We start from the raw sequence: 14091 nt of genomic DNA, 5'->3' as shown, positions 1-14091 counted from the left end.
GGTCCCCATGAGCGAACTGACCCACTTCGACGCCCAGGGCGCAGCCCACATGGTCGACGTCTCCGAAAAGGCCGTAACCGCGCGCATTGCCACAGCCGCCGGTTGGGTAAAGATGGCCCCTGAAACCTATGAACTCATCACCTCCGGGAATGCCAAGAAGGGTGACGTCATCGGCGTGGCCCGATTGGCGGGTATCATGGGCGCGAAGAAGACGCCCGACCTGATCCCCCTTTGCCACCCGCTGCCGGTAACGAAGGTCACCGTCGACCTTGTCCCCGACCCCGCCCTGCCGGGACTGCGGATCGAGGCTACGGTCAAGACCGCAGGCCAGACCGGGGTAGAGATGGAGGCGCTAACCGCCGTTTCCACCGCCGCGCTGACGGTCTACGACATGGTCAAGGCGGCCGACAAGGGAATGGAAATCGGCGGCATTCGGGTCATCCTGAAAGACGGCGGCAAATCAGGACGTTACGAAGCGGAATGATCACGGTCTCCGAAGCTCTCGACCGGCTGTTCGCACAGGTCCGCCCGCTCCCGACGGAGGTGGTTCCGCTGATCGAAGCGGCAGGTCGCACTCTGGCCCGCCCGGTGTCGGCCAAACGTACGCAGCCGCCGTTTGCCTCTTCCGCCATGGACGGCTACGCGGTGACAGAGGCTGCGCCCGGTCAACGCTTTAGCGTCATCGGAGAAAGCGCCGCGGGCCACCGTCACCACGGCCCGGTGGGCGACGGTGAGGCGGTCCGAATCTTCACCGGCGCCCCGGTCCCGGAGGGCGCGGCACGCGTCGTGATCCAGGAGGATGTGGCCCGCCAGGGCGATACCATCACGATCCTCGACAGGCTGGAACCGGGCGACAATATCCGCCCCGCAGGCACCGACTTTGCCGAAGGTGCCACCATAGATGCACCCCGGATCCTCGGCCCGAACGACATCGCCCTGCTGGCGTCGATGAACATCGCCCGCGTGCCGGTGATGCGAAAGCCGCGCGTCGCGCTGATCTCCACCGGGGACGAACTGGTCATGCCGGGCGAGGCACCCGGCCCCGACCAGATCATCGCGTCGAACACATTCGGCCTGCACGCACTACTGGCGGCCCACGGAGCAGAGCCGCGCCTGCTGCCCATCGCGCGGGATACCCGCGCATCGCTTGAACACGCCTTCGGGCTGATCGCGGATGCGGATCTGGTCATCACCATCGGCGGCGCCTCCGTCGGGGATCACGACCTTGTCGCCCCGGTGGCAGAGGCCCTCGGGATGGAGCGCGCCTTTCACAAGGTCGCCATGCGCCCGGGAAAACCACTGATGTCCGGTCGCCTGAACGACGCCATGATGATCGGCCTGCCGGGTAATCCGGTGTCTGCCATGGTCTGCGGCCATGTCTTTGTGCTGCCGGTGATCCGGGCCATGCTGGGACATCCAGCGGCCTCCGCGCCACGTCTGCGCGCACCGCTGGCCGCGCCGCTCGGTCCGAACGGGCCGCGCGAACACTATATGCGCGCCGTGTTGAACAAGGACGGCCTGACAGCCGCCGAGCGTCAGGATTCCAGCCTTCTGAGCGTTTTGGGGACCGCCAATGCCCTGCTGGTGCGCCCCATAGCCGATCCGGCGCGACGGAAAGGCGAGGTGCTGGACTACCTTCCCTTGTAAACGGTTTCGTAAACCTCCGCCTCAAACGCGTTGACACAAAACAGGAACATGCGTAGAACAAACGTTAACAATCTGTGTGTTACGCATGACAAAAAACGGGGCGAGAGAGCGATGCTGACGAAGAAGCAACTGGACCTGCTGGATTTCATCAACAGGCGCATGCAGCGCGACGGCGTTCCGCCATCGTTCGACGAAATGAAGGACGCGCTGGACCTGCGGTCGAAATCGGGCATCCACCGCCTTATCACGGCGCTGGAAGAACGCGGCTTCATCCGCCGTCTCGCGCATCGTGCCCGCGCCATAGAGATCGTCAAACTGCCGGAAAGCCTAGGCGGTCAGCCGTCCGGTTTTGCCCCGCAGGTGATTGACGGCGACCGCCCTGACCGCATCCCTGGTGCCGCGGCAGAGATCAGCGCGCATGGCGTTGCGGAACTGCCGCTCATGGGCCGCATCGCCGCCGGTGTACCGATCGAGTCGATCAACGACCAGCCGCCGGGCATCGCCGTGCCGAGCAGTATGCTGCAAGGCAACGGCCGCCACTATGCCTTGGAGGTGAAAGGGGATTCGATGATCGAGGCCGGAATCAACGACGGCGACGTCGTGGTGATCCGGGAGGCCTCCGATGCCGCCGACGGCGACATCGTCGTGGCCCAGATCGAGGGGTACGAGGCGACCCTGAAACGCTTTCGCCGCCGCGGAGAGATGATCGTTCTGGAGGCGGCGAACCCAGCCTATGAACCGCGTGTCCTGCCGCGTGGCGCGGTCAGCGTGCAGGGCCGCCTTGTCGGGCTGATCCGCACCTACTGATCGGTCTCACCGCCTTCGCGTGCCAGCCGCCGGTCTTCCGGCGGCATGGCCTGCCAGAGGCGTTGGCCAGAGACTTCCGCCGCTGTTACCATCCGTAGCCCTGTGCCTTTCTCTGCGGGCCATAACGCGACAGAACCCGTTTGCGCCAGTCGCTGCGGGTCGAAAACGGCGCAACCGCCCGCCACGGCGATATCGACGCTCGAAACAACAACCTGCGACGTGTGGCAGCGCGTCAGGGCGCGTGCGGCGTGCTTGCCTTGCACATGCAGCACCTCCACCCCCAGCACGGGCGCACGCGCCAGCCGATCCGCCACGCTGCCCGGCCAGTGTCCCGCTGCCGCCTCCTGCGTCGCGCGGCTGCCATCGTTTTCCAGCCAGTTGCTCGCGACGAAACCAGCCCCTTGCGCCCGCGACAATCCGCGCCCCTCTGGCGTCAGGATACCCACCAGCGTAGCGGTGTCCGCGATCAGAACCGGCGGCCGATCCGTCCGCACCCAGAGCATCAGCGCGACAGCTACAGGCAACATCCCTGCCAGCCGTCCACGCCCCCGCCAGAGGCATAGTATCAGCCCACCCACGGCGATGAGCGGCAGCACCACCGGGGCCGGCGCCACCACCGGGCGCGTCGCCCCCTGCCAGGACGACACCTCCCGCGCGACGCCGAGGATCCAGTCCAGTCCCAGCCCCATGAACCAAAGGGGCAACGCCTCCAGACCCAGCGGCATCAGGATTGCGGCCACCACGGCCAGCGGCATGACCAGCACGCCCATGACCGGCACCGACACCAGATTCGCAGCCAGCCCGTAGACAGAGGCCTGGTTGAAATGCGCCATGCCCACCGGCGCGGTGGCCGCGCCCGCCACAGCAGAAGACACCACCAGCGACAGCACTGCGCCCGCCCATCGCGGCAGACGCCGCCCAGCCTGGGCCTTGGTCACCTGTTCGAACACCGCAACCAGTGCGACTGTCGCGGCAAAGGACATCTGAAAGCCGGGTCCAAGCAAGGCCTCCGGCTGCCAGACAAGCACCATCAGCGCGGCAATGGCGACAGAGCGCAGCGACAGCGCCCGCCGGTCCAGCATCAATGCCGTGAGCGCCACCGCCACCATGACAAAGGCGCGCTCCGTGGCGACATTTCCGCCTGACAGCGCCAGATATCCCGCTGAGGCGAGCAATGCCCCGAAAGCGGCGAACTTCTTCACCGGCCAGTGGTGGCGCACGCGGGGCACCAACAGCAAACCCAGACGCAGGGCGGCAAAGACAAAGCCCGCAAGCAGTCCCATGTGCAGCCCGGAAATGGCCAGCAGATGCGCGAGGTTGCTGGCCCGCAGCGCGTCCAGCGGCTCCTGCCCCATGCCGGAACGGTCGCCGGTCATGATTGCAGCGGCGAAGGCCCCCGTCTCTCCGGGCAGTTCCCTCTGCACGCGCGCCGACAGCGCCAGACGCGCCTTGAAGACGGACAACCCAGGCCCGGGCGGTTCCAGCATCAGCACGGGACTGCGCGTGTACCCCACGGCCCCCAGCTGCTGAAACCACGCGTGGCGGCGGAAATCGAAGCCACCGGGTTCCACCGCGCCACCGGGTCGTCCGAGGTGGCCGGTCAGGATCACCACCATCCCCGGCTCCGGCGTGACATTATCCTCGCCGTGCAGGGAAACGCGGACCCGATACGGCACCCGGCCGAAGTCCATGTCCTCCAGCACGACCCGGTCCAGCGTCAACCGAACCGCGTCTGAGGCGGACCGGTCGATGTTCACGACACGGCCCTCGATAGCGCCGTAATAGCGGAAATCCAGCACTGGCCCGGCCACCCGATGCGCCCTCACCCCCGCCAGCCCAAACCCCAGCGCGACAAGCGCCATCGCAGTCAGACCCAGCCCGGCGACGGTCTTCCTCCGCGCGGAAAAGACCATAACCGCGCCGGACAGCGCCGCCAACCAAAGCGACCATACAGGAGGTTCCCATTTCAGTACAAAATACGCACCGATCCCGCAGGCCAGAATCACCGGAGCCCACGGAAAGAGATACCCGCGTTGCCCGGTGATGCAGCGGCCCGGCAGGTCGTAAAGGTGGCGCATGGGCGGCTCCGTCGGGGGGGCACGCTTGCCCCGCAAGGCGCGGCTGGGTAAGGAAACCCGCAAAGGCTACCTCCGCCACGTTAGAATAAGGTTAACCAAGATGACCCAGACCCCCGAGGTCGTGACGCGTTTTGCGCCGTCGCCAACCGGCTACCTTCACATCGGCGGCGCGCGTACCGCGCTGTTCAACTGGCTTTACGCCCGCGGGCGCGGCGGCAAGTTCCTGCTGCGCATCGAAGACACGGATCGAGCGCGGTCGACCCCCGAGGCGACGGAGGCCATCCTGAAAGGACTCGCGTGGCTCGGACTCGATCACGACGGCGAGGTCATCAGCCAGTTCGACCGGGCCCCCCGCCACGCGGAAGTCGCACGCGGACTGCTGGACACGGGCAAGGCCTACAAGTGCTTCTCCACCCAGGAGGAAATCGAGGGGTTCCGCGAAGCCGCGCGGGCCGGGGGCAAATCCACCCTGTTCCAAAGTCCCTGGCGCGACGCTGCTCCGGCCACACATCCCGATGCGCCCTATGTCATCCGCCTGAAAACCCCGCAGGACGGAGAGACAGTCATCACCGACGCGGTGCAGGGCACGGTGACCATCCGCAACGATCAGCTCGACGACATGATCCTGCTGCGCTCCGACGGGACGCCGGTCTACATGCTGGCCGTGGTGGTGGACGATCACGACATGGGCGTGACCCACGTGATCCGGGGCGATGACCACCTCAACAACGCTGCGCGCCAGATGGGTATCTACACCGCCATGGGCTGGCCCTTGCCGGTCTATGCCCACATCCCGCTGATCCACGGCCCCGACGGCAAGAAACTGTCAAAACGCCACGGCGCGCTGGGGGCGGACGAGTACCAGAAGATGGGCTACCCGGCGGCGGGGATGCGCAACTATCTCGCGCGGCTGGGCTGGAGCCACGGCGATGACGAATTCTTTACCGATGCTCAGGCAAAGGAGTGGTTCGATCTGGACGGAATCGGGCGTTCTCCGGCGCGTTTCGATTTCAAGAAACTGGAGAACCTGTGCGGCCAGCATATCGCCATCGAGGAGGACGCCGCGCTGCTGCAAGAAATCGAGGCCTATCTTGCAGCCGCAGAGCGTACGCCGCTGTCGGAGACGCAGCGTGACGGGCTCGCGCGTGGCATGTACTGCCTCAAGGAACGGGCAAAGTCTTTCCCGGAACTGCTTGAAAAGGCGGAGTTTGTCTTGACAAGTCGACCGATCTCGCCGGACGAGAAAGCGGCAAAGGCGCTAGATGCGGTATCCCGTGGTATACTGGCTGCGTTGACGCCGCAGTTGCAAAATGCTAGCTGGACCCGAGACGATCTGGAAGCGGCATTGAACCGCTTCTGCGAAGAACAAGGGACAAAATTCGGTAAGCTGGCCGCGCCCCTCAGGGCGGCTCTCGCGGGGCGGGCGGTCACTCCTTCGGTCTTCGACATGATGCTGGTTCTGGGACGCGACGAATCCCTCGCGCGACTCGGTGAGGCCGGGGCCGCCGCCTGACGGGTGGCTCGGTCATGTTAGGATTTCACGGGCGGGCCGCCCCTGTCGCGGCCCCTCCTCACACTCACGAAGGATGACACGCATGGCTGAGAACAAGACCGCAACCCTGACCATCGACGGTCAGAGCTTTGATCTGCCTATCCACTCGCCCACCGCGGGCCCGGATGTGATCGACATCCGCAAGCTGTACGGCCAGGCCGGTGTCTTCACCTACGATCCGGGCTTCACCTCCACCGCGTCCTGCGATTCCACCATCACCTTTATCGATGGCGACAAGGGCGAGCTGCTGCACCGTGGCTACCCGATCGACCAGCTGGCCGAGAAATCGCATTACCTCGAGGTCTGCTTCCTGTTGCTGTACGGCTACCTGCCTTCGGCCGCCGAACTGGAGCATTTCGAGGACACGATCACCCGCCACACCATGATCCACGAGCAGATGGTGTATTTCTTCCGTGGGTTCCGCCGGGACGCACACCCGATGGCGACCATGGTGGGCGTGGTCGGTGCCATGGCGGCTTTCTACCACGATTCGACCGACATCTCCGACGAGCGTCAGCGCGAGATCGCATCGCACCGTCTGATCGCCAAGATGCCCACCATTGCCGCGTGGGCCTACAAGTACTCCATCGGGCAGCCGTTCGTGTATCCGCGCAATGATCTCGATTACGCGGCGAACTTCCTGCACATGTGTTTCTCGGTTCCGGCCGAGCAGTACAACGTCGACCCGATCCTCGCTCGCGCCATGGACCGGATCTTTACGCTGCACGCCGACCACGAGCAGAACGCCTCCACCTCCACGGTACGTCTGGCGTCGTCCTCGGGCGCGAACCCCTTTGCCTGCATCGCGGCGGGCATCGCCTGCCTCTGGGGTCCGGCCCATGGCGGCGCGAACCAGGCGTGCCTCGAGATGCTGAAGGAAATCGGCTCTGTCGAGCGCATCCCGGAATTCATCGCCCGCGCGAAGGACAAGAACGATCCCTTCCGCCTGATGGGCTTCGGCCACCGCGTCTACAAGAACTTCGACCCGCGCGCGAAGGTGATGAAGCAGTCCGCCGACGAAGTGCTGGACCTGATGGGGATCGAGAACAACCCGGTCCTGCAGGTCGCCAAGGAACTGGAGCGCCAGGCGCTGGAGGATCCGTATTTTGCAGAGAAGAAGCTGTTCCCGAACGTCGACTTCTACTCCGGCATCATCCTCGAAGCGATGGGCTTCCCGACCTCCATGTTCACCCCGATCTTCGCGCTGTCGCGCACCGTCGGCTGGGTGTCGCAGTGGAAGGAACAGTTGGCTGACCCGCTGATGAAGATCGGCCGCCCGCGCCAGCTCTACAAGGGCGAGACCGCGCGCGACTACGTGGATATCGAAAACCGCTGATCGCGGTCAGTCATCAAAGCAAGGCCCCCGGAGCGTCGCTGCGGGGGCCTTTTTGTGTCTCTGCCACAGCAGAGGACCGGAATTAGAGGCATCGCGCCGCAATTCCGGCACATAGCGGCAGGGTGGGCGGAATCAGGCCCGAATTCGGGCATCGCCCGGACGGGAAACATAATGTTTCAGGCATTTCCGCCGCAATTGACGCGCTTGGCCACATTCCCGCCTCATTCCGGATCAAACATCGCTCATGTCAGGTGGGGGCGCCAGACATATTGGGTTAACCATGATGCGCGCCTTCTCCTCCTTCGGCCCGAAGCTGGCCGAACCCCACGCGGCTTTTTCCAGTGGCTGCGGGGCGCGCGGGGACGATTTTGGCGACCTCCAGACGGGTGAGACGGGTGGGCGCGACTTCTTCGGCAAGGGTGAGGACGATTGCCACGACCGCCCCTGGGATACCACCGACGGACACGGCTGCGGCGCAAGGGATGATGTCCCCGAGGCAGATAACTGCGACAAGGACACTGCCGACGAGACCCGCACAGAGGATCAACCCGCCGACGATACGCCTCCCTGCGATCTGCCGGAGGAAGACCCGTCAGCCGCTTCCAAAGACGATATTTGCGAGGAAGACAACACGCCGTCCGGCGACCTTCCGGTCTGCGCATTGCCCGGCGACGCCCGGCCTGAAGCCCCCCATGCCAACGGCATCATTGCCGAAACCCCGGATCTCGACGACGATGCCGAGCAGGATGGGCAGGACAGCATAGCCGGTCTGCCGCTGATCGACCTGCCCGAAGAAGCCACCGATGAGGCCGAAGACACCCTCGACTGGGCCGACATGGCCGACGCCCTCATCTGACACGCAGAGTTATGCCCCTAGGACAGGAGGAAAGCGACTCGCTGTTCAGCGCCCCTCGTAGGCCGGCGGGCGCTTTTCCATGAAGGCGACGACGCCTTCCTTGAAATCGCGGGTCTTGCCGCACTCGCCCTGAAGGCGTGCCTCGACCGCGAGCTGTTCATCCAGGTCATTGCCCATGGACGCCTCCATTGCCTGTTTTACGCGCGCGTAGGCCGCCGTCGGGCCGGAGGCCAGCTGCGCGGCGCGGGCAGCAACGTGGGCACGGAAATCCGCATCCGGAACCGCCTCCCAGATCATGCCCCAGTCCGACGCTTGTTGCGCGCTGATCCGGTCGGCAAAAAGCGCGGCGCCCATTGCCTTTGCATAGCCGATCTGGCGCGGCAGGAACCACGTCCCGCCCGCGTCGGGGATCAGCCCGATCCGGGTAAATGCCTGCATGAAGAAGGCGCTTTCGCAGGCGATCACCACGTCCGCCGCCAGCGCGAGGTTCGCCCCCGCCCCCGCCGCCGCACCGTTCACCGCGCAGATCACCGGCACCGGGCAGTCGTGAATCGCCTTGAGCATCGGAACGTATTCGTCGCGCAGCACGCGCTCGAGGTCGAGGTTGGCCGCGGTCTCCCGGTCGCCCAGATCCTGGCCGGAGCAGAAAGCCCGCCCTTCCCCCGTCAGCACCACCACGCGCGCTTCGCGGCCGCCCCGGTTCACGGCGTCGGTGATCTCGGCCCGCATCTGGGTATTGAGCGCGTTCATCACATCGGCGCGGTTCAGCGTCACCGTGGCGATATCCTCGGCCACCGCGTAGGTGATGGTGTCGTAAATCATGGGCCTCTCCCGTTCCGTGTTGGCGGCATCAAACACCGCAGCGCCAGAAGGGGCAATGCGAAAGGCGGGCCGCTCGAACCCGGACGCGACGTCGTGGATAAGCGCATGAACAGGGGCGGGCAGAAGGCGATCGGACGGTCTCCGAACCCTGGTGGCGTGGCCTCAGTTCTTCATCAAGTCATCGAGGCGCGCCTGTTCCTCGGCGGTGAGGGTCTCATCGACCGCAGGCTGTGCGGCCGCGCGGCGGCGCACATAAGTCAACCCAAGACCGAGCGCCAGCAGGAACATGACCGGCCCCGCCGCCCAGAGCAGCCGGTTCCAGCCGCTGGCGGTGGGCTTCAGCAGGACGAATTCGCCATACCGGCCAACGATGTATTCCACCGCCTGCGCGTCGCTGTCCCCCGCCACCAGCCGTTCGCGCACCAGCAGGCGCAGGTCGCGCGCCAGCGAGGCGTCCGAATCGTCGATGCTTTCGTTCTGGCAGACGAGGCAGCGCAGACCGGCGGAAATCTCGCGCGCCCGCGCCTCCAGCGCGGGATCGTCCAGCATCTCGTCAGGCTGCACCGCCAGTGCCACTGTCGCGACCAGCGCAAACACCAGCGCCGGACCCAGCCGCCGGGACGCAATACCCCAGATCATACCTCGGCTCATTCCGCTGGCACCCCACCGATGGCAGCCTGGCGGCGCGCGCCTGCGGCGATGCGATACCGCCGGTCCGACAGGCTCAGCAGTCCGCCCAGAGCCATCAGCAGGCAGCCGCCCCAGATCCAGTTCGCCAGCGGCTTGATATAGACGCGCATGACCCAGCCACCGTCTCCCTGCGGATCACCAATGACTACGTAAAGATCCCGCAGGAACCGGTAGTCGATGGCCGCCTCCGTGGTGGGCATCTGCTGCACCGGGTAGGTGCGTTTTTCCGGGTAAAGGTGGGCGATCTCGCCGCCTTGCGCCTTTGCCGGCGTCACCGCGACCTCGCCCACCGTGGCAAAGTAGTTCGGCCCCTGCTCGCGCGTGACATCTTTCAGGGTAAAGGCATAGTCGCCCAAGGTCCAGGTCTCGCCCACGTGCACGGTGCGGATGTCCTCCTGTTGCCATGCCATCAGGCCGGAAATCCCAAGCATGGTGACGCCAAGGCCCGTGTGTGCCACCATCTTTCCCCAGTCGGCGCGCGGCAGACGCAGGAGGCGCGAAAGGTCGCGGTTACGCCCCGTGCGTGACCAAAGGTCGGTCAGCGCGCCCGCCACCAGCCAGGTGCCGAGGAAGACCCCCACCGGCCCCAAAAGCGTGCGGCCCGACTGGATCGCCCAGACCAGCCCCCCCATGGCCAGTGCCAACACCAGCGCCGGAACCAATTGTCGTGCCACGCGGCTCAGGGACCCGCGCTTCCACGCCAGCATCGACCCAAGCGGCAGGATCAACCCCAGCAAGATCATGAAGGGCGTAAAGGCCGCCTCGAAGAAGGGTGCACCGACAGAGAGTTTGCGGCCAAAGGCCATTTCCGCCACCAGTGGCCAGATCGTGCCGATGAAGACCACGAAGGACGACACCGCCAGCAGGATATTGTTCACCACCAACGCGCTTTCGCGGGATACCACGCCAAAGACGCCCTTCGCCTCCATCGCTCCGGCGCGGGCGGCATAAAGCGTCAGCGCCCCCCCGGTGAAGACCACGAGGATGGCGAGGATAAAGACGCCCCGCTCGGGATCGTTGGCGAAGGCATGCACGGAGGTCAGCACGCCGGAGCGCACGATGAAAGTGCCAATCAGGGAGAACCCGAAGGCGAGGATCGCCAGCAGGACGGTCCAGCTTTTCAGGGCCTCGCGTTTTTCCACCACGATGGCGGAATGCAGCAGTGCGGCGGCAAAGAGCCAAGGCATGAAGGAGGCGTTCTCGACCGGGTCCCAGAACCAGAAGCCGCCCCAGCCGAGTTCGTAATAGGCCCACCAGGACCCCAGCGCGATACCGATGGTAAGGAAGACCCAGGCCGCCAGCGTCCAGGGCCGGACCCAGCGTCCCCATGCGGCATCGACGCGCCCCTCGATCAGTGCCGCCACGGCGAAGCTGAAGCAGATCGAGAGCCCCACATAACCAAGGTAGAGGAAGGGCGGATGAAAGGCGAGGCCGGGGTCCTGCAACAACGGGTTCAGGTCCTGCCCGTCCATCGGAGGCACGATCATGCGCAGAAACGGGTTCGAGGTGAACAGGATGAAAGCGTAGAAGGCCACCGCCACGGCCGCCTGCACCGCCAGCACACGCGCGCGCAGCGTCGGCGGCAGGTTGCCCCCGAACCAGGCCGCCATCGCACCGAAGAGCGCGAGGATCAGCACCCAGAGCAGCATGGACCCCTCGTGGTTCCCCCATGTGCCGGAAATCTTGTATAGCATCGGCTTCGCGGAATGCGAGTTCTCCACCACCAGACGCAGTGAGAAGTCCGAGGTAATGAAGGCGTGCATGAGGGCCGCAAAAGACGCCGCCACCAGCAGGAACTGCGCCGTCGCGGCCGGTTCCGCCACGGACATCCAGCCGGGCCATCGCTTGTGCGCGCCGACAAGCGGAACGGACATCTGAACGATGGCGGTGATAAAGGCGAGGATGAGGGCGGCGTGGCCGAGTTCTGCAATCATATGCCGACTTATAGATAGACAGCGCCACCCGGCCAATCGAAATCATGCCCCCACCGCGATCACATTGTCGCAAGACAGCGGCTCCGCTATAGCCCTGCGCCACGGCGCGCGGTGCAAAGATCGTGCCCCCGCCTTTCAGCTACAACCTGCCTGAGAAGTCCGCAAAGCGGAGAAGCGCGCATACTCGCTTCTCCGCTCCCCAAATACCTCCGGGCGGGGACCGAAGCGCCGCCACACGCCGCTACCCGGCCGCACGCCGCCAATCGACAAGCGCCGGGTTCTCCGCTCCCGTGGCCATGTCGTCCGCCTCGGGGTCGCCTTCCACAGGCGTGCCGGGCGTCACGTCCCGCAGGGCCTCGACCTCGCGCACGGTCTGCACGACCTGCGGCACGGCGGCCATGGTGGCGGCGATCTCCCGTTGGAAATCCTGGCCCTTGGATTGCGCGCGGGCACCGAAATAGAAGCTGACGATGGCGGCCAGCAGCCACCACATCGGTTCGGGCACTAGCGCGATGCCCGCCATCCGGGCAGCGAACCAGACCGGATCGACCATGGCAGCAACGAACATCCCCAGCGTGCCCAACGCCATCGCCGGCCGCGGGACCCGGTTGAGCGCATCCATCAGCCGGTCGAATGCGCCACGCTGCGCCACGCGGAACTCTGCGCCCATCTGCGCCAGCGCCGCCGCTTGCGCGGAGGCGGCCCGAACCGCATCCCTCTCGGCGTTCACGCGAAACACTTCGGCTGTCTCCGCCACCACGTTTCGGCCCGAACCGAAAAGGGCGCCCACCAATGACTGGATCATCCCCATGCCGCCACACGCGCCGCGAATTCGGCGTCCGTCATGTGGTATCGTGACGAGATGAACTCCTCCGCCCGCTTGATCCAGCCGCCCTTGCCACCGGTCCGGGTGCGGGCGTATTTTCTCGACGCCGGCCGCTGGTCAGCAAGGCGGAAGTAGTAGTTGCGGCGCGCGATGCCATAGGCGTCCGGCATGTGGTTCGACGCCATCGCGTAGGCCCGCGCGCAGGCGGCGATGGTCTGCGGTCCGATGCTGCCGTCCACGCCGCAGCGCTCGCCCATCTGATTCAGCAGCCGCTGGAGGATCTTCACCGCGTTGCCGCCCGCGTTCACATACATATCGAAAACCGACGCCTGCAGCGCCTCCGGCAATTCAGCGATTCGCGGGCGCAGGAAGTAGTGGTTGAGGTAGATTTCCACCGCCTGCGCGTGGCTGATCCGCTTCACATCCTCGGCGTCCACGTCACCGTCGCCATCGAGGTCCAGCCCCAGACGCCGCATCGTATGGATTGTCACGCCGTATTTGGTTGCCCCGCCGGGATCGTCGGGATCGTTCACGTAGCCGCCCTCGCGGGCGACGATCTCTTCGGCCATGCGCCGAACCTGGCTTTTCGTTGCCATCGGTCTTCTCCTTTCGTGGAGTCTGCTCGATGGCCCGGAGGCTCCGCCCGCGCGGTTAAACAAGGCTTATGGCGGCGTACGCAGGCGCGCAGGCCGTCAGCCCGAAAAATCCGCGTGCGCACGAAAAAAGGCCCGGGCGAAACGCCCGGGCCTCGAGAAATGCAGCCTCGGTCCTTACTGCAGAGCAGCGGTATCGAAGGCGTCCATATCCGTCAGCTCTTCGTTGGAGTAGTGCGTCACGACGTCAAAGCCGCCACCGTCCAGCGGAACAAGCTTCGCCTGGCCCAGCTCGAGAAGAACGTACTTGTCGCCGATGCCGAGGAAGCCGCCGACTTCGGCAACGATACCGTCGATCTTGCCGTCCTGACCGATCACGATGTCCTGGACGGAGCCCGCGCGCTCCCAGCCGTCACCGACCTGGTCGTAAGTCGCCGTCGCGTCCCACTCGCCGGCGTTGTCGCCGCGGATCACGTAGAGGCGGCTGCCGATGATGGAATTGGCCGAAGCCTCGCCCGCGATGCCCAGATCTTCGCCAGCCATGGATGCGGTGTCCATACCCATCTGCTCGCCGGTCATCGCGGTGTCATTTACGCCACCGGCGATCTGTTCGTCGGTGCCGTCGGTCGCCAGGGTGCCGTCAGTGGCCTGCATGGTTGCGTCGCCAGTTGTTGCAGCATCGCCTTCCGCGGTCATCGTCGAGTCCGCTTCGCCGGACATCTCGGCGTCGGCATTGGCGGTCGCATCGGCCTCGGCCGCCATGGTGCTGTCTTCGGTCGCGCTGGTGTCGGACTCGCCGGCCTGTGCCTGCTCGGCCTGCTGCAGTTTCAGCTTGGCGTCGGCGTCCGCGCTGGTGTCGGACGATTGTGCGAGGGCAGCCATCGGCATCAGGGCGGCCAGGGCGGTGGTCATCAGAATGCGTTTCATCTTAGGGTCCTCCATGTTCCCAT

General features: G+C 65.5%; 13 protein-coding genes. 6 read left to right on the top strand and 7 right to left on the bottom strand.

Annotation, left to right across the window (positions count from 1 at the left end):
* Positions 1-7 precede the first annotated feature (7 nt).
* From moaC to lexA, 3 genes are all read left to right on the top strand, one after another.
* The gene (moaC, locus tag J5474_RS05110) at positions 8-484 is read left to right on the top strand and encodes a cyclic pyranopterin monophosphate synthase MoaC (protein WP_209359725.1); all 477 of its coding nucleotides are present in this window, start codon (positions 8-10) and stop codon (positions 482-484) included.
* Positions 481-1647 carry a molybdopterin molybdotransferase MoeA gene (locus tag J5474_RS05105; protein ID WP_209359724.1) on the top strand — a complete coding sequence of 389 codons (1167 nt, stop codon included), beginning with the start codon at positions 481-483 and terminating at the stop codon, positions 1645-1647. Before moaC ends, J5474_RS05105 begins: the two co-directional genes overlap by 4 nt.
* Before the next feature lie 111 nt (positions 1648-1758).
* On the top strand, positions 1759-2454 hold the full coding sequence (gene lexA / locus J5474_RS05100; RefSeq protein ID WP_209359723.1) for a transcriptional repressor LexA: 696 nt from the start codon (positions 1759-1761) through the stop codon (positions 2452-2454).
* On the opposite strand, the gene J5474_RS05095 is transcribed toward lexA, so the two are convergent.
* A complete protein-coding gene (locus J5474_RS05095; RefSeq protein WP_209359722.1) occupies positions 2448-4532 on the bottom strand; it encodes a ComEC/Rec2 family competence protein in 2085 nt (694 codons plus the stop codon). The two genes, lexA and J5474_RS05095, sit on opposite strands and share 7 nt — an antisense overlap.
* Positions 4533-4632: 100 nt before the next feature.
* Here J5474_RS05095 and gltX point away from each other — a divergent pair, with 100 nt between their 5' ends.
* From gltX to J5474_RS05080, 3 genes are all read left to right on the top strand, one after another.
* Entirely contained in the window at positions 4633-6045 is a 1413-nt protein-coding gene (gltX, locus tag J5474_RS05090) for a glutamate--tRNA ligase (protein ID WP_209359721.1), read from the top strand.
* Positions 6046-6127: 82 nt separating this feature from the next.
* Entirely contained in the window at positions 6128-7420 is a 1293-nt protein-coding gene (gltA, locus tag J5474_RS05085; protein ID WP_209359720.1) for a citrate synthase, read from the top strand.
* A 283-nt stretch (positions 7421-7703) separates the two neighbouring features.
* Complete coding sequence (locus J5474_RS05080) at positions 7704-8276, top strand: hypothetical protein (protein WP_209359719.1); 573 nt, start codon at positions 7704-7706, stop codon at positions 8274-8276.
* 45 nt (positions 8277-8321) lie between these two features.
* On the opposite strand, the gene J5474_RS05075 is transcribed toward J5474_RS05080, so the two are convergent.
* From J5474_RS05075 to J5474_RS05050, 6 genes are all read right to left on the bottom strand, one after another.
* On the bottom strand, positions 8322-9098 hold the full coding sequence (locus tag J5474_RS05075; protein WP_209359718.1) for an enoyl-CoA hydratase-related protein: 777 nt from the start codon (positions 9096-9098) through the stop codon (positions 8322-8324).
* Between the two features lie 162 nt (positions 9099-9260).
* Positions 9261-9737, bottom strand: coding sequence for a cytochrome c-type biogenesis protein (locus J5474_RS05070; protein WP_209359717.1), 477 nt, complete (start codon positions 9735-9737; stop codon positions 9261-9263).
* Between the two features lie 8 nt (positions 9738-9745).
* Positions 9746-11722, bottom strand: coding sequence for a heme lyase CcmF/NrfE family subunit (locus J5474_RS05065; protein ID WP_209359716.1), 1977 nt, complete (start codon positions 11720-11722; stop codon positions 9746-9748).
* Positions 11723-11963: 241 nt separating this feature from the next.
* On the bottom strand, positions 11964-12533 hold the full coding sequence (locus J5474_RS05060) for a holin family protein (protein ID WP_209359715.1): 570 nt from the start codon (positions 12531-12533) through the stop codon (positions 11964-11966).
* The gene (locus J5474_RS05055) at positions 12524-13144 is read right to left on the bottom strand and encodes a holin-associated N-acetylmuramidase (protein WP_245216245.1); all 621 of its coding nucleotides are present in this window, start codon (positions 13142-13144) and stop codon (positions 12524-12526) included. The genes J5474_RS05060 and J5474_RS05055 overlap by 10 nt, the downstream gene beginning before the upstream one ends.
* Positions 13145-13318: 174 nt before the next feature.
* Positions 13319-14068 (bottom strand): PRC-barrel domain-containing protein, encoded by a 750-nt coding sequence (locus J5474_RS05050; RefSeq protein ID WP_209359714.1) that lies wholly within the window; start codon positions 14066-14068, stop codon positions 13319-13321.
* Positions 14069-14091: the final 23 nt, after the last annotated feature.

Origin of the sequence: Sagittula salina, from assembly GCF_017813235.1 — a bacterium.
GTDB lineage: Bacteria > Pseudomonadota > Alphaproteobacteria > Rhodobacterales > Rhodobacteraceae > Sagittula > Sagittula salina.
This window is presented reverse-complemented; position numbering and strand designations above follow the sequence as displayed.

Bases quoted from the DNA above. Each gene is read 5' to 3' on its own strand.
- J5474_RS05070 (WP_209359717.1), bottom strand. From the start codon at position 9,737: ATGATCTGGGGTATTGCGTCCCGGCGGCTGGGTCCGGCGCTGGTGTTT.
- J5474_RS05060 (WP_209359715.1), bottom strand. From the start codon at position 12,533: ATGGGGATGATCCAGTCATTGGTGGGCGCCCTTTTCGGTTCGGGCCGA.
- J5474_RS05095 (WP_209359722.1), bottom strand. From the start codon at position 4,532: ATGCGCCACCTTTACGACCTGCCGGGCCGCTGCATCACCGGGCAACGC.
- J5474_RS05050 (WP_209359714.1), bottom strand. From the start codon at position 14,068: ATGAAACGCATTCTGATGACCACCGCCCTGGCCGCCCTGATGCCGATG.
- lexA (WP_209359723.1), top strand. From the start codon at position 1,759: ATGCTGACGAAGAAGCAACTGGACCTGCTGGATTTCATCAACAGGCGC.
- moaC (WP_209359725.1), top strand. From the start codon at position 8: ATGAGCGAACTGACCCACTTCGACGCCCAGGGCGCAGCCCACATGGTC.
- gltA (WP_209359720.1), top strand. From the start codon at position 6,128: ATGGCTGAGAACAAGACCGCAACCCTGACCATCGACGGTCAGAGCTTT.
- J5474_RS05080 (WP_209359719.1), top strand. From the start codon at position 7,704: ATGCGCGCCTTCTCCTCCTTCGGCCCGAAGCTGGCCGAACCCCACGCG.
- J5474_RS05065 (WP_209359716.1), bottom strand. From the start codon at position 11,722: ATGATTGCAGAACTCGGCCACGCCGCCCTCATCCTCGCCTTTATCACC.
- J5474_RS05055 (WP_245216245.1), bottom strand. From the start codon at position 13,144: ATGGCAACGAAAAGCCAGGTTCGGCGCATGGCCGAAGAGATCGTCGCC.
- J5474_RS05075 (WP_209359718.1), bottom strand. From the start codon at position 9,098: ATGATTTACGACACCATCACCTACGCGGTGGCCGAGGATATCGCCACG.
- J5474_RS05105 (WP_209359724.1), top strand. From the start codon at position 481: ATGATCACGGTCTCCGAAGCTCTCGACCGGCTGTTCGCACAGGTCCGC.
- gltX (WP_209359721.1), top strand. From the start codon at position 4,633: ATGACCCAGACCCCCGAGGTCGTGACGCGTTTTGCGCCGTCGCCAACC.